Origin of the sequence: Streptococcus sp. NLN64 (genome assembly GCF_015831295.1) — a bacterium.
Lineage (GTDB): Bacteria > Bacillota > Bacilli > Lactobacillales > Streptococcaceae > Streptococcus.
The window spans coordinates 1-22,072 of sequence record NZ_JADXDQ010000031.1 but is presented as its reverse complement, the minus strand read 5'-3'; the positions used below and the strand labels follow the sequence as shown (position 1 = coordinate 22,072).

At 42.6% G+C, this 22,072-nt stretch carries 18 protein-coding genes and 1 other annotated feature; of the genes, 3 read left to right on the top strand and 15 right to left on the bottom strand.

Annotated features, from left to right (window positions below):
• Positions 1-795: 795 nt before the first annotated feature.
• The 5 genes from rpmA to I2503_RS05890 form a co-directional block, all read right to left on the bottom strand.
• Positions 796-1,089, bottom strand: a complete 294-nt coding sequence (gene rpmA, locus I2503_RS05910) for a 50S ribosomal protein L27 (protein ID WP_003032879.1) — start codon at positions 1,087-1,089, stop codon at positions 796-798.
• A gap of 17 nt (positions 1,090-1,106) precedes the next feature.
• Positions 1,107-1,451, bottom strand: a complete 345-nt coding sequence (locus I2503_RS05905; protein ID WP_179924257.1) for a ribosomal-processing cysteine protease Prp — start codon at positions 1,449-1,451, stop codon at positions 1,107-1,109.
• Positions 1,452-1,465: 14 nt separating this feature from the next.
• A complete protein-coding gene (gene rplU / locus I2503_RS05900; protein WP_135037918.1) occupies positions 1,466-1,780 on the bottom strand; it encodes a 50S ribosomal protein L21 in 315 nt (104 codons plus the stop codon).
• Between the two features lie 32 nt (positions 1,781-1,812).
• Positions 1,813-1,884 (bottom strand) — a sequence feature (ribosomal protein L21 leader region).
• 63 nt (positions 1,885-1,947) lie between these two features.
• Positions 1,948-3,162, bottom strand: a complete 1,215-nt coding sequence (gene thiI / locus I2503_RS05895) for a tRNA uracil 4-sulfurtransferase ThiI (RefSeq protein WP_196091921.1) — start codon at positions 3,160-3,162, stop codon at positions 1,948-1,950.
• Between the two features lie 2 nt (positions 3,163-3,164).
• Positions 3,165-4,307 carry a cysteine desulfurase family protein gene (locus tag I2503_RS05890; RefSeq protein WP_196967328.1) on the bottom strand — a complete coding sequence of 381 codons (1,143 nt, stop codon included), beginning with the start codon at positions 4,305-4,307 and terminating at the stop codon, positions 3,165-3,167.
• Positions 4,308-4,970: 663 nt separating this feature from the next.
• Between I2503_RS05890 and I2503_RS05885 the strand changes: the two genes are divergently transcribed.
• A complete protein-coding gene (locus tag I2503_RS05885; RefSeq protein ID WP_196967329.1) occupies positions 4,971-5,390 on the top strand; it encodes a DUF6556 family protein in 420 nt (139 codons plus the stop codon).
• A gap of 70 nt (positions 5,391-5,460) precedes the next feature.
• On the opposite strand, the gene I2503_RS05880 is transcribed toward I2503_RS05885, so the two are convergent.
• Positions 5,461-5,907, bottom strand: a complete 447-nt coding sequence (locus I2503_RS05880) for a GNAT family N-acetyltransferase (protein WP_196091919.1) — start codon at positions 5,905-5,907, stop codon at positions 5,461-5,463.
• Between the two features lie 127 nt (positions 5,908-6,034).
• On the opposite strand from I2503_RS05880, the gene I2503_RS05875 reads away from it, so the two are divergent.
• A complete protein-coding gene (locus I2503_RS05875; RefSeq protein WP_196967327.1) occupies positions 6,035-6,325 on the top strand; it encodes a hypothetical protein in 291 nt (96 codons plus the stop codon).
• Positions 6,326-6,490: 165 nt separating this feature from the next.
• Positions 6,491-7,864 carry a tRNA uridine-5-carboxymethylaminomethyl(34) synthesis GTPase MnmE gene (gene mnmE, locus I2503_RS05870; RefSeq protein ID WP_196967326.1) on the top strand — a complete coding sequence of 458 codons (1,374 nt, stop codon included), beginning with the start codon at positions 6,491-6,493 and terminating at the stop codon, positions 7,862-7,864.
• A 143-nt stretch (positions 7,865-8,007) separates the two neighbouring features.
• On the opposite strand, the gene parC is transcribed toward mnmE, so the two are convergent.
• From parC to I2503_RS05825, 9 genes are all read right to left on the bottom strand, one after another.
• Positions 8,008-10,443 carry a DNA topoisomerase IV subunit A gene (gene parC, locus I2503_RS05865; RefSeq protein WP_196967325.1) on the bottom strand — a complete coding sequence of 812 codons (2,436 nt, stop codon included), beginning with the start codon at positions 10,441-10,443 and terminating at the stop codon, positions 8,008-8,010.
• A gap of 153 nt (positions 10,444-10,596) precedes the next feature.
• On the bottom strand, positions 10,597-12,537 hold the full coding sequence (gene parE / locus I2503_RS05860; RefSeq protein WP_196967324.1) for a DNA topoisomerase IV subunit B: 1,941 nt from the start codon (positions 12,535-12,537) through the stop codon (positions 10,597-10,599).
• Positions 12,538-12,965: 428 nt separating this feature from the next.
• Positions 12,966-14,096, bottom strand: coding sequence for a sn-glycerol-3-phosphate ABC transporter ATP-binding protein UgpC (gene ugpC / locus I2503_RS05855; protein WP_196967323.1), 1,131 nt, complete (start codon positions 14,094-14,096; stop codon positions 12,966-12,968).
• Between the two features lie 21 nt (positions 14,097-14,117).
• Positions 14,118-15,410: a response regulator transcription factor gene (locus I2503_RS05850; RefSeq protein ID WP_196091913.1), complete on the bottom strand. Its 1,293-nt coding sequence runs from the start codon at positions 15,408-15,410 to the stop codon at positions 14,118-14,120.
• Entirely contained in the window at positions 15,403-17,049 is a 1,647-nt protein-coding gene (locus I2503_RS05845; protein ID WP_196967322.1) for a sensor histidine kinase, read from the bottom strand. Before I2503_RS05845 ends, I2503_RS05850 begins: the two co-directional genes overlap by 8 nt.
• Positions 17,046-17,651: a DUF624 domain-containing protein gene (locus I2503_RS05840; protein WP_196967321.1), complete on the bottom strand. Its 606-nt coding sequence runs from the start codon at positions 17,649-17,651 to the stop codon at positions 17,046-17,048. Before I2503_RS05840 ends, I2503_RS05845 begins: the two co-directional genes overlap by 4 nt.
• 370 nt (positions 17,652-18,021) lie before the next feature.
• A complete protein-coding gene (locus I2503_RS05835; protein ID WP_196967320.1) occupies positions 18,022-19,509 on the bottom strand; it encodes an ABC transporter substrate-binding protein in 1,488 nt (495 codons plus the stop codon).
• Positions 19,510-19,533: 24 nt separating this feature from the next.
• Positions 19,534-20,457, bottom strand: a complete 924-nt coding sequence (locus tag I2503_RS05830; protein ID WP_196967319.1) for a carbohydrate ABC transporter permease — start codon at positions 20,455-20,457, stop codon at positions 19,534-19,536.
• Positions 20,458-20,466: 9 nt separating this feature from the next.
• A complete protein-coding gene (locus I2503_RS05825) occupies positions 20,467-21,396 on the bottom strand; it encodes a sugar ABC transporter permease (protein ID WP_196091908.1) in 930 nt (309 codons plus the stop codon).
• Positions 21,397-22,072 lie beyond the last annotated feature (676 nt).

The window sequence follows — 22,072 nt, the reverse complement described above, 5'->3', positions numbered from 1 at the left end:
GCTCAAGGCGTATTCGAGTTATCTCATGACTCTTATTCATCCAGTTTTAGTTACAGGCTCGGCAAAGCCCTAATAAACTTACGGATTTGTATTGCTCATCTTTATTATATACCTAAACTAATTTTCCATCATGAGTTAGCAGGCGAAGCCTGCTTGGAGTTTTAGTTTGCTTTTAGTACAAGGCAGCGAGTTGTAGACAGTACTGAAGTACGGCAAGACGAGCTAACACAGTAATAAAAGATAAACTAAAAGAGTATAAAAGACTCTAAAACGATTGTTAATGCCCTTTTGGATCAACTCATGCTCATTCAATTTCAAAATCTGACCTTGTCAAGCTTGACGGTGAGCTGATTGATGATGTACTTTGCATGCATTATCGATAGGATTCAACAGGTCTCCCAGACCTGTTGAATAACACCATCATCGGCTTTACCAGTCATCTCTTTAAAAGATTCGAGTATCAATTCTCAGAATTCTCTCGATTCTCTCTTAACTTGAATACAAACGGAACTTGCAAATATGGGTACCAAGTTGGGTACAAAAAAATAAGGCTCCCTGAAACTCAGAAAGCCTTATTTCATAAGCATTTAGGATCCCTCTTTTTTAAAATCAAAAAGAGGCGATAGAATGGTTGAATAAAGTCTCAATCATCCTATTTCTGTTAGTGAAATCACTATGACGCAGTGGTTGATTGTTGTTTTCGTTCGTTTTCAAACTCCGAAAACAACCGAATCAACTGTGCGGAGGTTGGACTACGAACGATTTTTATAATTAATATCGTTCTGTCCAACTCTCTTATTTCGCGATTGGGTAAACAGAAACTTGTTTCTTATCGCGACCTTTACGTTCAAAGCGTACTACACCTTCAACTTTAGCGAAAAGTGTATCGTCACCACCGCGACCTACGTTCACACCTGGGTAGATGTGAGTACCGCGTTGACGGTAAAGAATAGATCCACCAGTTACAGTTTGTCCGTCAGCAGCTTTTGCTCCAAGACGTTTCGCTTGTGAATCACGTCCGTTAGATGTGGAACCTCCACCTTTTTTGTGGGCGAATAATTGCAAGTTAGCAAGATTCATTTTCAACATAATTGTTTTCCTCCATATTAGCTTTCAGTGATAACTTTTGTTTGTACAAACTCCGACGAGTCTTCCGCCAAATTTGCCATACCGAGAAAGAAGGATTCAAAAAAGAGTTGAGCCATCTCTCTCTGATGAGGGGGAATGCTTTGTGGAATCTCCACGCGTAAAAAACCACCCTCGGTTTCGTTTAATTCTAGATGCGGTTCGAAGCCTGCGAATTTCTCAATTGAATTCACAAAATTAATAGCAAGCGTAGAAACCGACGCACACACGACATCAAAGCCGTACTCGCCACTGGCAGCATGTCCAGTAATTTCTGCACTCCTCAGCTCGCCATCTTCGGCTTTTTCAAAGACTGCTTGTATCATGTGTTCACCTCTAATTAAGCGTTGATTGCGTTAATGACAACTTTTGTATAAGGTTGACGGTGACCTTGTTTACGGTGGCTACCTTTTTTAGGTTTGTACTTGAAAGTTACAACTTTCTTTTGTTTTCCTTGTTTTTCAACAGTTCCAACTACAGAAGCGCCAGCGATTACAGGAGTTCCAAGGACAGTTTTTTCACCACCTACAAGAACAACTTCGTCAAAAGTAACTTCTTGACCTGCTTCAACGTCCAACTTCTCAACGTAGATTGCTTGACCGACTTCAACCTTAACTTGTTTTCCGCCAGTTTTGATAATTGCGTATGTGCTCATTATGCACCTCCTATAAAATTTTTCGGGTTTCCCCTTTTGTGAAGACTCGCCTAGCACCGTGGGGCGAACCACTTAAAACGATGTTCGTGCGGTTGCACAGGATGTGCATAGTCAACTCTTGTATTCTACCCCATTCAAAATAAAAATGCAAGAGAAAAGTCAATTTTTTAAAGCAAATCCTCAATTAAATCATCGACTTGGTCTTGTTGCACTTGAGGAGTGATTTCCGTAACCTGAATACCTGCAACAGCTCTTTCGACTAATCCGTCAACATCCAAACGTTGTTCGTACTGCTCCACATTTTTGATTTTTGGATTTGTTTTAGGGCGATCAGGCGCAAAGATGGTACAACAGTCTTCGAAGGGTTGGATGGAAATATCAAAAGTATCGATGGCTTGGGCGATGTCAATAATTTCCAATTTGTCCATGGTCACCACTGGACGGATAATCGGAGTGGAACTAACCGCGTTGATAGCCTGCATACTTTCAACCGTTTGACTCGCAACTTGCCCCAGACTTTCCCCATTCACAATAATCTGACCACCTCGAACTTCTCGAATGCGATCCGTGATGCGCAACATAAAGCGACGAGTCAAGGTCATCAAATACGCTTCAGGCGCTTTTTCTTTGATTTCTTCTTGAATCTCTGTGAAGGGGACTTCAATAAACTGAATATTGCCACCAAACTTGGTTAATTTCCGTGTTAAATCATGGGCCTTCTTCAAAGCACCAGGACTGGTATAAGGAGGACTGGCAAAATGCACCGCTTCAATTTCCACACCACGTTTGAGGGCCAAGTAACCAGCTACCGGTGAATCGATTCCTCCAGACAGCATCAACATTCCTTTACCAGAAGTTCCAACTGGTAGACCACCAGCAGCTCGAATGCGTTCATGTGTCAGATAGGCTGCTTCTTCTCGAATTTCCACTTGAAGATTGATATCTGGTCCCTTCATGGCAACTTGCGCATAAGGGAAGTTGCGGAAAACAACGTCTCCCAATGTCACATTCAATTCACGGGAATCCTGCTCGAAGCTATGATCGCTCCGCTTGCTTGAGATTTTAAAGGTCATCCCTTCCTGATAGATGGACGACATAATCTCTAACACTGCCGCTTCTAAGGCCGGAATGGATTTCTCAACCTTGTAGACGGGAGAGAAATTCTGAATCCCAAAGACTTCTTTCAAGTTTTGAGCAACGGCTTCATAATCAGCCCCATTCAAGTAGACATGCGCCCGATCTCGATCTGCGGTAATTTCTACCTGGGGAAAAGGAGAAAGGACATCCTTGATATTGCGGCGGAGTTGTTTAATAAAACGCATACGGTTTTTCCCCTTGGTGGACAATTCCCCGTAACGCACCATAATTTCTGAATATTGCATGTTTAACGTACTTTCCTTGTCTGTTGATAAATCAGTTTAAAGGTGGTTAAAAATTGTTCCACCTGTGCCATAGTATTCTCCCGTGAGAAACTCAAGCGAACGGCTGAACTAGCTCGATTGCCAGGAATCCCCATCGCAATCAAAGTACCCGCAGGTTTTCCAGCCTTAGCGGAACAAGCACTCGTTGTTGAGACAAAAATGTCGTAAGATTCCAAAGCATGTAAAAGTACCTCACCCCGAACGTCCTTGATTCCAAACGTTAAAATATTCGAACTATAACCGTCTAAACCTGAAAAGATTTCTACATCCTCATACTTGGACAACTCTTGGAAAAGACTAGATTTGATAGCTGCCATTCGTCCTTGAACCAGGTCTTGCTCCTCCAAGGCCAAGCGAAGTGCCTTAGCCATAGCTCCGATGCCCGCCAGATTTTCAGTAGTAGACCGGCGATTCTCCTCTTGCCCACCACCTGTAAGCAAGGGAGACAGCCGTTTTCCCTTCTTAAGAAAAGCAAATCCTACACCCCGCAGTCCATGAAATTTGTGACCCGAAAAACTCGCAAAATCAACACGTTCCGGCAAAAATAAGGAGAGATCCACCTTACCAAGCGCTTGAACTGCATCCACGTGAAGTGAAACCTTGGGCCAAGCCTCCAAAATGCTGGCAATTTCAGGAATGGGTTGAATACGACCAATCTCATTATTCACGGCCATAACCGAGACTAAGATTGTATCCGGTCGAATCTGTGAAGCAAACTGCTCCACATCAATCTGCCCTGTCTTGTCAACTGGAATGAGCTCCACCTCAAAACCCTGCTGCGTCAACCATTGGGCAGACTCTGCAATGGCAGGATGCTCCACCGCTGAAATCAAGATATGGCGCCCAAAATCTTGCTTCTCGAAAGCCACACCTTTCAGAATCCAGTTGTCGGCCTCGGTGCCTCCAGAGGTAAAAACAATTTCCTGTGGATCCTTCCCGATTAAATTCGCAACTTGTTTACGTGAAGCCTCCAAAAAACGATGAGCCTGATTTCCAAGTCGGTGCAAACTAGAAGGATTTCCCCAAATTTTTGAAGCTATTTCTGTATAGGTGGCCAAGACCTCCGGATATGGACGGGTAGTGGCCGCATTATCAAAATATATCATGCTGACTCCTTGTTTTCAATGCTCCTATTATATCACTAGTTTTTGATAAAGCGGCAGCAAAAGTCACAAAACTTGGATGCAAGGTTAAGGTTAGGAACTCTAGCCAAAAAAAATCGACAAACACCCAGCTACTTACGTCAAAAGCACCAAACGAATCCTCAGAAAATCAACCACACTCGAATGCTTTTTCCATTCAATTCACGACAATGGACCGGAAGTTACACTTCCATTCCCTTTTCTCGATCTTCCAGCATCTGGGTGCCAATATCAACAAGATTCCTATTCCTACAGAAAAAAAGCTGAGTAAAAATTTCCAACCTCTAATTTTTATTTAGTTGAAACTCTTTGAAGCAGTAGTTGATTGGTGTTTTCGTTCGCCTTTCAGACTCTGAAAACAACCTAATCAACTGTGCGGGGGTGGGAAGACGAACTCTTTTTGACCAAAGGAGTTCTTTCCCACTCCCGTCGACTTTAAGTATTTGGTTGGTCGGCACCCCAACATCTCAGATACCTCAATAGGTGCGGCAGGAACCATTTCTGCCCTCAAATACTTCTACTTCCTAAAGTCTACCATAAACTTTGCAGATTAATTCTGTGGAACCCAGTTCAATCTTGAATTTTCTTCTGCCCCTAGCTATAATAGGAAGAGTAAAGGAGAACATCATGACAGAATTATCAAGACGTAAGAAACAAAAATCAAAGAAACCAGTCATTGACAAAGAAAAAACTAAACAGAAGTTAAATTCCGGTCTTAATGCCTTTCAACGAACATTGGCCATTGTTGGTGGTATTCTTGGTTTGATTACGGCCTCCATTACCATCTACACCTTTATGAACCGGAACAACCCTTCAAATGGGAATTCCAACCCCGTTCAAACCATTATTCGCCAAATTCAAGGTAACCCTGAAACACCTAGCTCAAGTAGTCAGGTAGAAACTGGAAATACTGAAACAATCCCTTCCTCCAGCGAAACAGTGACTACTAATGAGAGTTCAAGTCAAGAACCTACAATTGAAACCAATAATTCAGCAACAACCGAGGTTCCAATCACAAGCAGTGGAGAAGCTACTGGAACTGAATAACTTTCAAAAAAAAGTTGAGACTGCCAAAATGCATCTCAACTTTTTCTTTTGTCTTCAAATTTTCCCATCTCTATATAAACTGTCGCTTCATTTCTACATGAGGGATTCCATCTTCCAAAAATTCCTCAGAAGTCACATGAAAACCAAATTTTTCATAGAATCCAATGGCATAAGACTGAGCTTCGAGTACAATCTCTTCCAAGTTTCCCGTCTGAACTAAATAGTCAATGGCTTGCGCCATAACTTCAAAACCATGTCCCTTCCCTCGCGTTAATGTTAAAACACGCCCAATTTGATAGCGGTTCCCTTCATTATCTAAGGGAATCATCCGAAGATAAGCGACCAACTCCTCTTCTTCCTTTAGCAAAGCATGCAGACATGTGTCATCCACCCCATCGATATCCTGATAGGGACAATTTTGCTCCACTACAAAAACTTGGACACGTGCCTGCAAAAGAGCGTACAACTCACTCTTACTCAATTGCTCAAAGCTTTTAATTGCGATATCTAGAGTCATTTAGCTTCCTCCTCTTTGTTACTAGCTCTAGTTTAACACAGTCGTACTGGAAAATGCTAGAATAGGAAAAGAGAGATACTTATGTCGAATAAGGGACTGACATTCTTTCCCGGAATTGGAGGATCTTATGAAAAATCAACTACCGTTTTACTATAGGACATGGTTTATCTCACTTTTGTTCTTCATTTCCCCGGTTACCTATTACATACCAGCCATTATTGCTATGAATTTGCTCCTTCAATCAAGAACCGAATTCCCTTTGCTCAAGAAGGATGAAATTGAAAAAGAGGAAAAATTAGTAGTTGAGGCTGAAGAAACTCTTAGGAAAGCTAAGTTAGATGCCGAAAGATTGCTTCAAGTAGCTAAAGAAGAAGCTGAATCAATCGTGAGGGAAGCCAGAGAACAAAATTCTAACTAAATAAAAATAAATGAGCCCACTGTTTCCCTCAATCCTTACACCCATTGTTACAAAAAAAAGAGATTGCAGACTTTGACAAAATCAAAAAATTTTCTAAACATTTGGGCCAGATTTGGGACAAAGAACACAAGAATGCTATTAAATAAAGGATTTTAAACACATATTATGATTACCAAAGAATTTGATACTATTACTGCTATTTCCACTCCCCTTGGTGAGGGAGCCATCGGCATTGTCCGACTTTCTGGTTCGGATAGTTTAACCATTTTGAAAAAAGTTTTTAAGGGAAAGAACCTGGATCAGGTGGCTAGTCATACCCTAAACTATGGACATATTATCGATCCGGATAAAGATGAAATCCTGGATGAGGTCATGGTTGGCATTATGCTGGCTCCTAAGACTTTTACCCGTGAAAATGTTGTCGAAATCAATACACACGGCGGCGTGGCTGTTACAAACGAGATTCTTCAGCTGTTGATTCGGCAAGGGGCACGTTTGGCCGAACCGGGTGAATTCACCAAACGCGCTTTTCTAAACGGCAGGGTTGACCTGACTCAAGCTGAAGCCATTATGGATTTAATCCGTGCCAAAACCGATAAAGCTATGAATATCGCGGTCAAACAATTGGATGGCTCTCTTTCACAGTTAATCAATGATACCCGGCAGGAAATTCTAAATACCCTGGCTCAGGTTGAGGTCAACATCGACTATCCGGAATACGATGATGTGGAGGAACTGACCACTCAGCTGCTGCAAGAAAAAACAGCAGACTTTGAGCAGTTGCTAACCTCCCTGCTTCAGACAGCCCGCCGAGGAAAAATCCTTCGCGAAGGGATCACGACTGCTATTATTGGTCGTCCCAACGTTGGAAAATCGAGCCTACTCAACAGCCTCCTGCGAGAGGATAAAGCTATTGTAACGGATATTGCGGGTACGACACGGGATGTCATTGAGGAGTATGTCAATATCCAAGGCATTCCGCTCAAACTCATTGATACAGCGGGAATCCGTGAAACCGAGGATATTGTTGAGCAAATTGGGGTTGAACGCTCCCGCAAAGCTTTAGCTGAAGCAGATTTGGTTCTACTCGTTCTAAACTCGAATCAAGCTTTGACAGATCAAGATCGTCAACTCTTGGAAATAACTCAGGATATGAATCGAATTGTTCTCCTCAACAAAACAGATTTAGAGTCCAATATTGAGAGGGATCAAGTGCCCACAGATGCAATCCCTATTTCTGTGCTGACACAAGATAACTTGGAAGCAATTGAAGAACGGATTAATCAACTCTTTTTCGAAAATGCTGGTCTGGTCGAGCAAGATGCCACCTACCTGTCAAATTCTCGTCACATTAGTCTCATTGAAAAAGCTGTAACCAGTCTCCAGGCTGTGAACGAAGGCCTAGAACTCGGCATGCCTGTAGATCTTCTTCAAGTCGATTTAACGCGAACTTGGGAAATTCTCGGGGAGATTACCGGAGATGCAGCACCAGATGAACTCATTACACAACTCTTCTCCCAATTCTGTTTAGGAAAATAAAGATATTCTACATCTACCAAAAAAGCCAACCCCATGTGAGGTTGGTTTTTTGTCTATTCATTTTTGTACTTAAGGAATATTAAAACCGAAATACTCAAATCTTTCAAAGTGGTTTGATAAGGCCAGAATTTGAAATTTTAGTATTAAGCATTCAAGCTATCAGCTTCTACCACTTTCAAGTAGGCTTCCGCTACACTAGCTTCTGCCAACTTTTCATCAATGAAACTACCGTTTGAAGTTCGCTCCAAGAGACTTACGTGTGCTAGTTCAACTGGATAGTATTGCCCGCTTTGATCCAAAACTTCCAAAAGTCCAGGTCCATCGACAGAGATAGGTCCCGCCATAAAGACACGATGAGGTGCTTTTTTCAATTCTTTCAAGACTTGCAAGCCACGGCCAGCTCGACCAGCTAATGGGAAGTCTGTCACACGATTGGCCTTAATAGCACCTCGTTGTGTGAGCAGATAGAAGGTCTCAGATGTAACTGGGAAAGCCGCTACCAGCCAATCATCTGCTTTGAGATTCATAGCCTTGACACCTGCTGCTTTGGCACCGACTTGAGGAACCTCCTCAGCGGCAAAGTGGAGGGCATAGCCCAAGTGACTGATGGCCAAAATAGACTCTTGCTCAATTGGGGAAACGGAGATAACCTGATCTTGCTCACCCTTGAGTTTCATATACACCGTTGATTTAGACTTATAAGTCCGCCAAGGTTTGATTTCTGAAAGCGCCAAACGCTTGATTTGACCGGATTGACTGGCAACCAAATAGGTTCCCGATTCAAAATCCGACACAATTTGCGCAAAGACAAGTTCCTCTTCCTGGCTGAAATTCGTGATGGATTGGCTCAGATGCTCACCCAAATCCTTCCACCGAATATCCGCCAGCTCATGAACTGGGCGATAGATGACATTTCCCTTATTGGTAAAAAGCAAGAGGTGCTGAGTTGTTTGACAAGACGCCAAGAGGATCAAATGATCATCCTCCCGCTTGCCCATCTCCTCTAGGTTAGAAGCAGAGAAGGAACGAGGACTGGTTCTCTTGATGTAGCCTGCCTTTGTCACTGACACATAGGTATCCTCTGCCACAATCAAGCTGGAACTATCAATCTCAATCGTCTGAGCCTGGTCTTGTAACTCTGATAAGCGAGGAGAGGCAAAGGTCTTTTTGACCTGCCGTAACTCTTTTTTCATGAGGTTAAAGAGGGTTCCTTCATCCCCAATGATGGCTTGCAATGTTTGAATCGTCTCTTCCAATTCACTTTGCTCAGCAAGAAGAATTTGCACATCCGTATTGGTTAAACGATAGAGTTGCAAGGTGACAATGGCTTCCGCTTGTTCCGACGTGAAGTCATAAGTAGCTTCTAGGTTCTTTTTAGCATCTGACTTGTTTTCCGATTGTCGAATCAAGGTAATGACTTCATCCAAGATAGATACCACCCGGATTAGCCCCTCTACAATATGCAAGCGTTTCTCCGCTTTCGCTTTTTCAAAACGACTACGAGCCAGAATAACTTCCTGGCGATGCTGAATATAGCTAGTCAGAATGCGGTGTAAACCAACTTGTCGTGGAGTGGAATGGTCAATGGCCACCATATTAAAATTGTAGTTGATTTGCAGGTCACTGTATTTGAACAAGTAATTCAAAATCAATTCAGCATTGGCATCTTTTTTCAACTCAATGGCAATCCGCAGACCTGTACGGTCAGTTTCATCCCGAACTTCAGCGATTCCAGCTACCTTATTGCCTAAGCGGATATCATCAATCTTTTTAACCAGACCGGCTTTATTGACTTCATAAGGCAACTCCGTAACCACAATCTGTTGCTTCCCACCTTTAAGAGCTTCGATTTCTGTTCTGGCACGAACCACAACTCGCCCTTTTCCGGTTTCATAGGCCTTACGGATTTCATCCTTACCTTGAACGATTCCACCAGTAGGGAAATCGGGTCCTGGTAGGAAGGTCATCAACTTGTCCAGTTTGGCATTGGGGTGGTCGATCAGATAGACCACAGCATCGATAACCTCGGCGAGATTATGAGGCGGAATGTCCGTCGCATAACCAGCTGAAATCCCTGTAGCCCCATTCACTAATAGATTGGGAAAGGCCGCCGGGAGAACCGTTGGTTCTTTTTCTGTATCATCAAAGTTCCAGGCAAAGGGAACCGTTTCCTTGTCAATATCCAGAAGCAGGTAGTCTGAAATCTCGGACAGGCGGGATTCCGTATACCGCATGGCGGCAGGTGGATCCCCATCCATGGAACCATTGTTCCCGTGCATTTCGACCAAGATTTCACGGTTTTTCCAGTCCTGACTCATCCGCACCATGGCATCGTAAATAGACGAATCCCCATGCGGATGAAAATTCCCCATAATATTTCCGACAGCCTTGGCCGACTTGCGGTAGCCTTTCTCAAACGTATTGCCGTCTTTATTCATGGAATAAAGAATCCGGCGTTGAACAGGTTTCAGACCATCCCGAATATCTGGCAAGGCCCGATCCTGAATGACATATTTCGAATAGCGTCCAAAACGCTCTCCCATAATGTCCTCAAGGGACATAGTTTGAATTGTCGACATCAGATTCCTCTTAGTTGATTTTCTTATACTCATTAAATGTCAAAATCCGAATTTGTCAAACCTTCTTGATGAACTTTAGTTGGTCCTTCATCGGTTTTCCTCGTCATTTTTTGAAATTTCGTGAGTAATTCTGATTTAGAAGTTAGTTAGGTCTTAAAATACACTAGACTCTTCCAAGGTGAAGGTGACATTTTCCTCAATCCACTTGCGGCGTGGTTCAACCTTGTCTCCCATTAAGGTAGACACGCGGCGTTCAGCACGCGCAACATCGTCAATGGTAACCCTGATTAAAGTACGCGTCTCTGGATCCATAGTGGTTTCCCACAATTGATCGGCATTCATCTCCCCCAACCCTTTGTAACGCTGAACAGTAGCCCCTTTCCCAAATTGTTTGCGAAGCTCCTGTAGTTCCTGATCTGTCCAGGCATAGGCCACTTCTTCTTTGGCACCTCGTCCCTTAGACATTTTATAAAGCGGTGGTAGGGCAATGTAGACCCGGCCAGCTTCGACTAAGGGTTTCATATAGCGATAGAAAAAGGTCAAGAGCAGGGTTTGGATGTGGGCACCATCGGTGTCCGCATCGGTCATGATGATCACCTTGTCGTAGTTGGCATCATCAATTTGGAAGTCTGCGCCTACGCCCGCACCAATCGTGTAGATCATGGTATTGATTTCTTCATTTTTCAAGATGTCCGTCATCTTAGCCTTGGCCGTGTTAATAACCTTCCCTCGAAGGGGGAGAATAGCTTGGAATTTGCGGTCCCGTCCTTGTTTGGCAGAACCTCCGGCAGAATCCCCCTCGACTAAGAAGAGCTCGTTTTTAGCAGCATTCTTGGATTGAGCTGGGGTTAACTTACCAGATAGAAGCCCTTTATCCTTTTTCTTCTTACCAGATCGGCTAGCATCACGCGCCTTTCTTGCCGCCTCCCGTGCGTCACGGGCTCGAATGGCCTTGCGAATCAAGTTTGCGGCCATTTCCCCATTTTCCATCAGGAAATAGGTTAATTGCTCATTCATGATCCCTTCGACAAATGGTCGAGCTAAGGGACTGCCTAACTTATCCTTAGTTTGTCCCTCAAACTGCAAATGCTCTTCAGGCACAAGCAAGGATAGAACAGCGGTCAAGCCTTCACGGTAATCGGAACCATCCAGATTCTTCTCCTTCTCCTTAAGAAGTCCGGTCTTGCGAGCGTAGTCATTCATGGCCTTGGTCAAGGCTGTTTTCAGACCTGTCTCATGGGTTCCCCCATCCTTGGTACGGACATTGTTTACGAAGGATAAAATATGATCGGAATAGCCATCGTTATATTGGAGAGCTACCTCAACCTGAAAGCCTTGATCCTCGCCCTTGAAATCTAAAATAGGGGTCAAGACCTCTTTCCCTTCATTGAGGTAAGCCACAAAGTCTTGAACCCCATTCTCGTAATGGAAAGAGACTTCATCCCCAGATCGCTCATCCTTGAGGCTAAGAGTAACATCCTTGAGCAAAAAGGCTGATTCATTCAAGCGATCGGCGATTGTTCCAAATTTAAAATTGGTCGTCGAGAAAATGGCGGGATCTGGCATAAAGTGAACCTTGGTACCAGACTCAGATTTCGGCGCTTTGCCAACCTTTTCCAAACCTGTTACCGGAGTTCCCCCCATTTCGAAACGCTGACGGTAAACAGCGCCATCCCGGGTAATTTCCACCTCTAGCCACAAGGATAGGGCATTCACCACAGAGGATCCAACCCCGTGCAAACCACCAGATGTTTTGTAACCACCTTGACCAAACTTACCACCCGCATGGAGAACCGTGAAAATCACTTCAACGGTTGGTTTCCCCAGCGCGTGCATCCCGACAGGCATTCCACGTCCATGGTCGGCAACAGAAATGGAGCCATCTTGATGGATCACCACATCGATGCGATCTCCAAAACCAGATAAGGCCTCATCGACAGCATTGTCTACAATTTCCCAAACCAAGTGGTGCAGACCCACTCCATCGGTTGAGCCAATGTACATTCCAGGACGTTTCCGAACCGCGTCCAAACCTTCTAAGACTTGAATGGCATCATCATTATAGGCTGTTAGACTGACCTCTTTTTTTGCCATAGTGTCCTCCTTGTTTTCAGTACTTTCTATCTTACCAATTTTTCAAGATTTTGCAAAAAATAACGAAAGATTCCTTTGACGAAAGTAAGAAAAGACCAAAAGTTAGAACCCTTCTGGTCTTCCTATTCGATATACTCTTTTAGTTTATCGTTTATTACTGTGTTAGCTCGTCTTTCCGTACTTCATTGAAACTTTCTTCAAAAGTTTTATCAGCAAGCTCAAAATCTTCCTCAAGATTTTGAGCTGTCTGCGACTCGCTGCCTTGTACTAAAAGCAAACTAATACTCATTAAATTTCAAAATCTGACGTTGTCAAGCCTCTTCGGTGAACTTTAGTTCTACCATCATCGGCTTTCCTAGTCATCTTTTTGAAATTTTTCGAGTATTCCGATTTAGAAGTTAGTTAAGTATAAAAGACTGTAAAAAGTGCTACCGGATTGCCAATTCCGTTTCGGGGTCAAAGAAATGCGCTTTGTTTAGGTTAAAGGCAACTGTCACCTTTTCTCCGGCAACATACCGATGCTGAGCCTCCAAGCGCGAAACAAATTCTGTTTGCCCTACCTTGGAATAAAGCATCACCTCAGCTCCCAAAAGTTCAGAAACTACTACTTCTGCTTGGACATGAGACTGAGGATAGGTAGCTAATTCCAATTCTGTCGCCTTGATATCTTCAGGACGGATGCCTAAGGTCAAATATTTTCCTTCATACCCCTGTGCTACTAGGAGTTTGCGTCTCCCTTCTGGTAGTTCAAGCTCAAAGCCGTCTCCAAGCAAGTGCCCGTGATTCAACTTGACTTCAAAAAAATTCATGGCTGGACTCCCAATAAAGCTGGCCACAAATTTGTTCACAGGCTGCTTATAGAGTTCTTCAGGGCTACCGATTTGTTCCACTCGCCCAATGGTTCCTGTTCCTTCTGGATTTTTAGTAGCTGACATAATAACAATCCGATCTGCCAGAGTCATAGCCTCCGTCTGATCGTGGGTCACATAAATAGTCGTTGCGCCAATTCGGCGATGAATTTTAGCTATTTCTGTCCGCATGGAGACCCGTAATTTGGCATCCAAATTAGATAAAGGTTCATCCATCAGAAAAACTTTCGCATCCCGAACAATAGCCCTTCCCATAGCTACCCGTTGTCGTTGTCCACCTGATAAATCGGCTGGCTTGCGTTGAAGAAATTCAGTTAGCCCCAAAATCCTGGCTGCTTCCTCCACTCGCTTTTGGATATCTTCCTTACTGTATTTTCGAAGTTTAAGTCCAAAAGCCATATTGTCATAGACCGTCATGTGCGGATAGAGGGCATAGTTTTGAAAAACCATGGCAATGTCTCGGTCCTTTGGAGCTACATCATTCATCAATCGATTGTCAATATAAGCCTCCCCTTTTGTGATTTCCTCCAGACCCGCAATCATCCGTAAGGTTGTGGACTTTCCGCAGCCAGATGGACCAACAAAGACAATAAACTCCTTGTCCTTAATATCCAAATTAAAGTCCTCCACCGAATAGTGCTGACTATTGGGATAGCGTTTATAAATATTTTTTAAATGGAGTTCTACCATTTCATATCTCCTTCACAAAACCTAAATCTCAGTTCCCAACTGACTCATAGACTGGCGATAACTCTTGGGCGACTGCCCGCAAGTCCGTTTAAATATTTTATAAAAATACCCAACATTGCTATAGCCAACCTGAAAACAAATTTCCTCAATACTTGCCTGACTATGTAAAAGCAGTTGCTGGGCCACCTTAATTCGCTGCTGATTCAGCAACTCCGCAAAACTATGTCCTGTCTCCTTTTTAATCAACTGCCCCAGATATACCCGATTTAAATAGAAACGAGCACTGACCTCCTTCAATGACAACTCCTGAGCATATTGCTCTTGAATCAGCAAAATAACCTCACCTACATGTTGGCTGTAGCCTGAAGTTTGAACCAAATCCCTTATTTTTTTAATAAAAATTTCTAAGAGCTGATCCAGTTTCTCACTCGATTCCACCCCCTCATAAAAGGACTCTAAGCGGTGATGATGGGTTTGGCGAAAGTAATGAAACACATCCGAAACAATGTTCTTTACAAATTGCTTGGTCACATATAAGGGTGGGCAAGAAGCCTCCAGTGCTTTCTTTAAATCCGGTACCAATTGTAAAATCTCTAGAACCTGTCCAGCTTCAATTAAACCTTCAAAAGACTGGTAATAAAATTGCGAATCAAAGTCTGCTCCTTGTCCCAAGCCCCCATAAAAGAGAAATCGTTGAAAATGATCCACTAAAATTTCTAGCGTACTTGATGGCGTCACAACTTCCCTGTACAAAGCTGAAAACTCTTCCTCTCCTAACAATTGGAGATAATAAACCCGATGAAAAATCGTTTTCTCTCGAGCATAGTAATTTCCAAGGGGCTGTGGGTTAGCGACAAACCATCGAGGATTTTCGGCTTCTAACAAATCTTCGGGTGATAATATTCCAGCCAAAAACTGCTTTGAGGCAGCGGTCTCAGATTCCCTTTGCGTTTCTGGTAACGTTTGTAGGATCCTAGCCAATTCTTTTTTATTAATAGGCTTCACCAGATAGTCCAAAGCTCCTAAAGAGACGGCCTGGCGGGCATATTCGAATTCCTGGTAACCCGACATGATGATGACGTGAATCTGGGGATAGGTTCTCTTCATGAGTTGAATCATTTCCAGACCAGATAGCCCCGGCATGGTAACATCTGTTAAAACGATATCGACTGGATTTTCTTCCATGTAGGCCAAAGCTTGCTCGGCACTATCTGCTGTATAAACAATCTCAATCTGGTAGTCCTCATAAGGTAGAAGGTGCCTCATACCTTCTAAAATCATATACTCGTCATCTACGACCATCATTTTACGCATTCTGACCTCCTTCTTCAAAGACTTGGTCAATCTGGATTTTGAACCAGGTTCCTTGATTCAGTTCTGACCCAAGTTCCATCTGATAGCGCTCTCCAAATGAAAGAAGAAGCCGCTCATGGACATTGATCAAGCCAATTGACCGTAACCGGTTTTCTTGGCTCAGTTGACGTTTACTAAAAAGATCTTGGTATACCGCCAGGGTATCTCCCGACATCCCCTTTCCGTTGTCTCGTACAGATAAAATCAGACTCTGCCCCTCTTTACTTGCCTTCAAGCTTAAGGCATTGTCTCGTCTGCGCAAATCCAATCCATGTACAAAATAATTCTCCACCAGAGGTTGGAGTGTGAAACGAGGAATTTTCAAATTCTCACAACCTGCCTCAATTTGGAAGGCATAGGCAATGGACTTGGGATAACGCATCTGGCAAATATAACTATGTTTCTCACAAAAGGCTATTTCGTCCGCCACGCTTGTCCAGGGAGTAGGTGAAACATTTCCCCTGAGTAAACTGGAAAATTCATAGATCAGATCCCCGAGTTCTTCCATCTCCTTGCTGACTGCATACATGCGGAAAAACTCCAACGTGTTATAAAGAAAATGCGGATTGATTTGGGCCTGTAAGGCCCTCATATTGGCATCTTTCTGAGCTAGTTGGAGCCGATAAATGGCTTGCGTGTGTTGGTCTCGACTATCCAACATCTCATTAATTTCGGAAGCAATCATATGCATCTCTTGCTGTTTATTATCGGTTCGGATGCGCAAATCCTCCTCACTAGAGGCAATGGCTTGGATACTAGTTACAATATCTTCTACTTGAATTTCATATTGTCGAAAGACTCGACGTAGGAACCAAAGCAAAATACTTGCAAGGAACAATCCACCAAATAGAATAACGGCAATCAGGGAACCCATTTCAGTCAAGGCAGCACTTTTAAGAAAGGCGACTGAGATCTCCAAATCACCACTGCTTCGGCGGGTCTGAAATAAACTCTGCCCTTCCCGACCATATTGATAGACCAACCGATCTAAGGAATCTTGAACTCGGACTCGCAACCCCTCGCTACTTCTCCCCAGAACAACATCATCCAGGAGCTGCTGATCAACCGTTACATAAACAGTTGCCATCCCCTCTGTTGTAACTGGTGACAGCAAGGTCAATGTCAGACTATTTTCCGGTGCCTGGTAGTTTTCCAAAGCAAGCTTCCTTCCAGATTTATGATCCTGGTTGGAGACAAATACTGTATCCCCTTCAACAGGTACCAAATCTAGTCCTTTAACAAAGGGATAATAAAGATAGAGGGTTCGAATCGCATCCTGTAGAGAAATATCTTCTGATGAGTTCCGATTTTGATCCAGTAACCAAGACTGGTACTGGGATGGGCTTTCTTGAAAATACCGGTAATAGGCCTCCAAGTGCTTGCTATCCGTTAGATAATCTGCCAAATAATTGCCAACACGGCCTTGATAATCATCTAGCTCGACCTTTAAAATATCGGCAACTTCTTGTTGCAATCCCAAGCGACTTTGTTCATATTGCAGCCAGGTACTGTAGGATAAGATAGCGGTAAAAAAGATAACAATTCCTATGACGAGAACAGAGTAGCTCTTTAGTAATCGATGAAAAAACAAGGGTTTCATAAATAGCCCCTTTCAACTTTTTGAAAAAGAGGATGAAACACATCATAGACAAAGAACAACCACAAACATGGTAAAAAGAAGAATAACAAGAGGGGGAGCTTAAAGGTTAGCACCAAGCAAATTAGGCTGCCGGCTAAAAAGAGTAGAGGACCTTTCCAATCCAGAAAGAGGGCAATTGTCGCAAGTTTCAGCCCGAGGAATAGTGGAAAACGGAAATGGGTCGCTAACTTTAGAAAAAGAGCATACAGAGCTAGAACAAAACAAAGGCCTAAAAAATTGGTGATCAGTACCACTTGCTGCAACAGGGACGGCGGAAATTGCAGCAGCAACCATATGCCACTAAACAAAAAGACCGATACAGCTAGTAAAATGGCCAAACAAGCATTATGAAAACGGAAATGATTCTTAAAAATCTGAAATGCTTGGCCAAAATGATACTGTTTCCCATCCCAACCATAGGCATCATAGAGTTGCAAGAGGGTCGCATTAGCCGGTGAGAAACCCAGAAGAAATCCTCCGGACAAGACTAATACAAAATAGAGAGCACTGACTTTCATCAGGAAGAAAGCCAAGTTGAAAAAAGAATCCATCCACTTTAACATGATAACCTCTCCTTATCTCTATTTTACCAAAATACCGTTGTTTTTGTAAGCGTTTAACGAACCTTCAAATTCCGCTTTCTCTTTCAAGGAATCTGGCTATTGTCCAAAAGATCAGAAACCTCTCGACAACAAATAGAAAGAGGAGGCAGGAAAATATCCAAGCTCCTCCTCTAACCCATTAAAAACAATAGCGACTTATTCCCCACACAAAGGCTAGTCCGTTATACTCTTTTAGTTTATCTTTTATTACTGTGTTAGCTCGTCTTGCCGTACTTCAGTACTGTCTGCGACTCGCTGCCTTGTACTAAAAGCAAACTAAAAGACTATACAAGACCAATCTGCAGTTTCTTGCTGTCTGGGACTATATCCCCTATTTTTCAGCTAGGAAAGCATCATATTGTTTTTGCATCTCATCCATAACTTTTTGATAGGATGGTTCGGACTCCAACTTCTTGATCATTTCTGGAACAGCCTGATCTGGGTCAACGGTACCAGTATTGATGCTGGCTGCATATTGACTCATAATATTTTGAATGCTGGTAATTTCAGTTTTAACGGCATCGGCATTAAAGTTGAAACCAAGAAGTGGAGATTCTTGCGCACTAGCAAGCAATTCCTTAGATTTCTCAATATCCTTATCGGTTACCTTATCAGTGATATAGAGAATTTGGCTATTACCAGTGTTCCATGCTGACATCCGTGTATCATTCATGTAACCATCCAAGAGTTTAATACGATTTTCGGCACTTGGATCCTTTTCCCAGTTAACTCCTTCTGGACCAAAGACCAAACCATTGAGGAGCTCTGGATTGGTGTTCATCAAGGTTAAGACTTCCATAGCCTTTTCTTTATTTTTTGAAGTTTTGGAAATAACAAAATTGGCTACTTGTGTGGAACCATTGGTCTTATAGGCAGTTGTAATGGCTTGAGATGTAATTGGATACCCAGCCACAGTTGAAAGAAGACTATCACCATAGTCTGCAGGACCTTGGGTTTCTTCGCGCACAAACCAGTTTGCTACATCCAAGTTAAAAGTCGCATCTGTTGTCGCTGCATCGGAAAGAATGTATCCTTCCTTGTAGTATTTATGAATTGTCCGAAGATCTTCCATTCGACGATCTACTTGGAAAGGATTCACAATTTTTTTGGCATCCCCTTGCAAGTCAACCGCAAAAGGTAGTTCATTTCCTGCTGGGAACTCTAGACCATCGGTTGAGGGCTTGCTGGACTTAATCCAAGCTAAGGGTGTCACATCTTTTTCTTTTTCCTTGATTGTAGCCAACATGGGTTCCAAATCATCGTAGCTATCCACCTTGGAAATATCAAAACCATACTTGTCAACCAAGTCTTGGTTAAAGGATAGCATTTGTTGACTAGCTACATTTCCAAAAACTGGTACAGAGTAAATTTTTCCATCAATGGTTGTCCCCTTGATATAAGCAGGGTCGAGTGCGTCATAGAGGGCCTTTCCTTCTTTCTTGTAGAGGTCAGTGAGGTCCACGTAAGCACCTTTTTGAGCGTTGGTCAAATAGGTTGGGCTGTCCGCGAAGGCAATATCAAATTCTTCTCCTGATGAGGTAATGATGGCCATTTTATCCTTGTAGTCACCCCAAGAAATGTATTTGATATCCAAGTGGGCTCCAGCTTCCTTCTCAAGAATTTTATTAGCATTTTCAAGAAGCACATCCAAGTTCTTTGGTGCATCACCTATTTGATACATGAGGATATCGGTTACTCCATCTTTGCCACTGGCACTTTTTTCACTAGACTGATTTCCTGTCAAGGAGCCACAAGCTGCCAAACCAGCTACCGAGGCTAAGGCTAGACAAGATAATGCCATTTTCTTCCACGTTTTCATAGAGATCATCCTTTCTTTTTTCATTTACTCCTTTACTCCACCAATGGTTAATCCTTTTACAAAATACCGTTGGAAAAATGGGTAGAGGCAGGCAATAGGGAGGGTCGATACAACCACAATGGCCATCCGTGTTGCTTCCTTAGGTAGAGTCCCTGATACTGCGGAAGAGACTGTGGCCGCTGCTGCTGCATTTTCGGATAGATACTGTATATTGGCTTGGATCTTCATCAATAGGTATTGCAAGGGATAGAGGTTGTCACTCTGGATATACAGGAGTGCATTGTACCAATCATTCCAGAATGCCAAAGCCGTAAATAGGGCAATGGTCGCAATTCCTGGTAGTGTTAAAGGCAAACAGATCTGGAAAAAAATCCGAAATTCACTGGCACCATCAATCCGAGCCGATTCAATAATAGATTCCGAAATCGTTTTTCGGAAAAAGGAACGCATGACCATGATATTAAAGGGAGATAGAAGCATCGGGAAGATTAAAGCTGCCACACTATCCTTTAAATTTAACAGCGAGGTCATGACAATATAAGTCGGGATGGTCCCTGCACTAAACAACATGGTGAAAAGGGCCATCAGTGTAAAAAATCGTCTGTACTTAAAACTATTTCTGGAAATAGCATAAGCATAGAGCACTGTGAAAAAGACATTCAGGCTTGTTCCTACAATGGTTACAAAAAAAGTAATAAAGAGGGCTTGAAAAATCTGATCCTTTAATTGGAAAAGGTATTGATACCCTGCTAAACTCCACTGCTCTGGCCAAAAAGAATATCCATTAATGGCCAAACTTGTTTCATCCGTTAAGGAAATGATAATCACAAAAAGAAAGGGCAGCATGCATGACAGAGCAAAAATCCCCAACAAAGTCGAAAAGAACAAATCCGTCTTTTTACTAAAGGAGTGGATGGAAACAGATGTAATTTCTCTTTTTTCTTTCATAGTTTCCTCCTAGAATAAGGCCGATTCTTTATCAAAACGCCGAACAATCAAATTGGTGGAAACCACCAAGAAGCATCCCACAATGGATTGATAAAGTCCTGCTGCAATCGCCATCCCAATATCTCCAGTCCCGGCAATACCACGATAGACATAGGTATCCAAAACTTGGGTCACATTAAAGAGGGGACCTGAATTCTTAGGAATTTGGTAGAACAAGCCGAAATCCGCCCGAAAGATATTTCCGACTGCTAAAATCGTCAAAATAGTAACTAAAGGCAATAGTTGCGGAATGGTAACGTACCGAATCCGTTGCCACTTACTGGCTCCATCCACAATTGCAGCCTCATAATAACTGGGATCAATCCCCATTATGGTCGCATAGTAAATAATACTGTTGTAACCCAATCCCTTCCAAATTCCTAAAAACAAGAGGATAAAAGGCCAGTAACCTGGACTGCTGTACCATTGGATTGGCTCCATTCCCATATCTACTAAGAGGTTATTAAACAAACCCTTGTCTGGGCTCAAAAAAGCATAGACAAAGAATGAAATAATGACCCAAGACAGAAAATAAGGAAAAAGGGTCGTGGTCTGGTAAAGCTTGACCAATCTCTTAGACCGCATTTCTGAAAAGATAATGGCAATTCCCACTGCAAAAATCAGACCTAAAAGAATAAAACCAAGATTATACAAGAGGGTATTTCGGGTAATGATGTAGGCATCTGAGGACTGGAAGAGAAATTTAAAGTTGTCCAAACCGATCCATTCACTTTTCAGGACACTGTCAATAAAACCTTCACCAGTATGCCGATAATCCTTAAAGGCAATCACATTCCCTAAAACGGGAATATAGAAGAAAAGTATCAACCAGAGGACACCCGGCAAAACCATCAGGAAAAATATGGCATTCTGCTTCAGATTTTTCAGCAAATCCTTCATAAAAACTCCTTTCTATCAAACATCTTCTTCCTTCCTCTTTAGTCTACTCTCTTAGGCCAGCTCTGTGAATTGCCATATTATAGCGAAAATTCTACAAATTATAGTTCTTACTATTTTTGGGGAAAAAATAGAGGTTGAGACAAAAGTCTTAACCCTCCTATTTTGTTTGGTGAAATCACTTTGACGCAGTGCTTGATTCGCTCAAACAGCTAAAAGACTGTTTGAGGAACGAGATAAAATTTGCGAAGCAAATAACAATTGTTCACTTTTATTGAAAGAACATTTCATGTTCTCTTATCCAGAAACTAATCGAGTAGAGTCTAATTGATAGCCCCTCTCACACCACCGTGCGTGCCGTTCGGCACACGGCGGTTCAGTTAACTTTTAACGCATGTCGTTTTAAGTAGTAACCCGAATTATTCATACCCTGAATATCTTTGCGTAACTATCAAAAAAATCATCAGAAACAAGCAATAAACAATTGCAATTCTGATGATTTTTATGAACGATCAAGCTTTTCTATAAATAAAGATGGGTCTGCTGTCTTACCACCCTAAAAAAGGGCAGACTCCGCCCTTGGTGCGACTCTCGATTTTTAAAAATGTATTCTATTTGATTCGGTATCCTAATTTCCTAACAAAGGAGGACTGGTATCCCTTACTGCATAGAGAACGGG

Coding starts and splice junctions, on each gene's coding strand:
- I2503_RS05845 (WP_196967322.1), bottom strand. CDS start 17,049: ATGAAACCCTTGTTTTTTCATCGATTACTAAAGAGCTACTCTGTTCTC.
- mnmE (WP_196967326.1), top strand. CDS start 6,491: ATGATTACCAAAGAATTTGATACTATTACTGCTATTTCCACTCCCCTT.
- thiI (WP_196091921.1), bottom strand. CDS start 3,162: ATGCAATATTCAGAAATTATGGTGCGTTACGGGGAATTGTCCACCAAG.
- I2503_RS05885 (WP_196967329.1), top strand. CDS start 4,971: ATGACAGAATTATCAAGACGTAAGAAACAAAAATCAAAGAAACCAGTC.
- I2503_RS05840 (WP_196967321.1), bottom strand. CDS start 17,651: ATGTTAAAGTGGATGGATTCTTTTTTCAACTTGGCTTTCTTCCTGATG.
- rplU (WP_135037918.1), bottom strand. CDS start 1,780: ATGAGCACATACGCAATTATCAAAACTGGCGGAAAACAAGTTAAGGTT.
- I2503_RS05825 (WP_196091908.1), bottom strand. CDS start 21,396: ATGAAGGATTTGCTGAAAAATCTGAAGCAGAATGCCATATTTTTCCTG.
- parC (WP_196967325.1), bottom strand. CDS start 10,443: ATGTCGACAATTCAAACTATGTCCCTTGAGGACATTATGGGAGAGCGT.
- I2503_RS05890 (WP_196967328.1), bottom strand. CDS start 4,307: ATGATATATTTTGATAATGCGGCCACTACCCGTCCATATCCGGAGGTC.
- I2503_RS05830 (WP_196967319.1), bottom strand. CDS start 20,457: ATGAAAGAAAAAAGAGAAATTACATCTGTTTCCATCCACTCCTTTAGT.
- I2503_RS05875 (WP_196967327.1), top strand. CDS start 6,035: ATGAAAAATCAACTACCGTTTTACTATAGGACATGGTTTATCTCACTT.
- I2503_RS05835 (WP_196967320.1), bottom strand. CDS start 19,509: ATGAAAACGTGGAAGAAAATGGCATTATCTTGTCTAGCCTTAGCCTCG.
- I2503_RS05880 (WP_196091919.1), bottom strand. CDS start 5,907: ATGACTCTAGATATCGCAATTAAAAGCTTTGAGCAATTGAGTAAGAGT.
- I2503_RS05905 (WP_179924257.1), bottom strand. CDS start 1,451: ATGATACAAGCAGTCTTTGAAAAAGCCGAAGATGGCGAGCTGAGGAGT.
- I2503_RS05850 (WP_196091913.1), bottom strand. CDS start 15,410: ATGCGTAAAATGATGGTCGTAGATGACGAGTATATGATTTTAGAAGGT.
- rpmA (WP_003032879.1), bottom strand. CDS start 1,089: ATGTTGAAAATGAATCTTGCTAACTTGCAATTATTCGCCCACAAAAAA.
- ugpC (WP_196967323.1), bottom strand. CDS start 14,096: ATGGTAGAACTCCATTTAAAAAATATTTATAAACGCTATCCCAATAGT.
- parE (WP_196967324.1), bottom strand. CDS start 12,537: ATGGCAAAAAAAGAGGTCAGTCTAACAGCCTATAATGATGATGCCATT.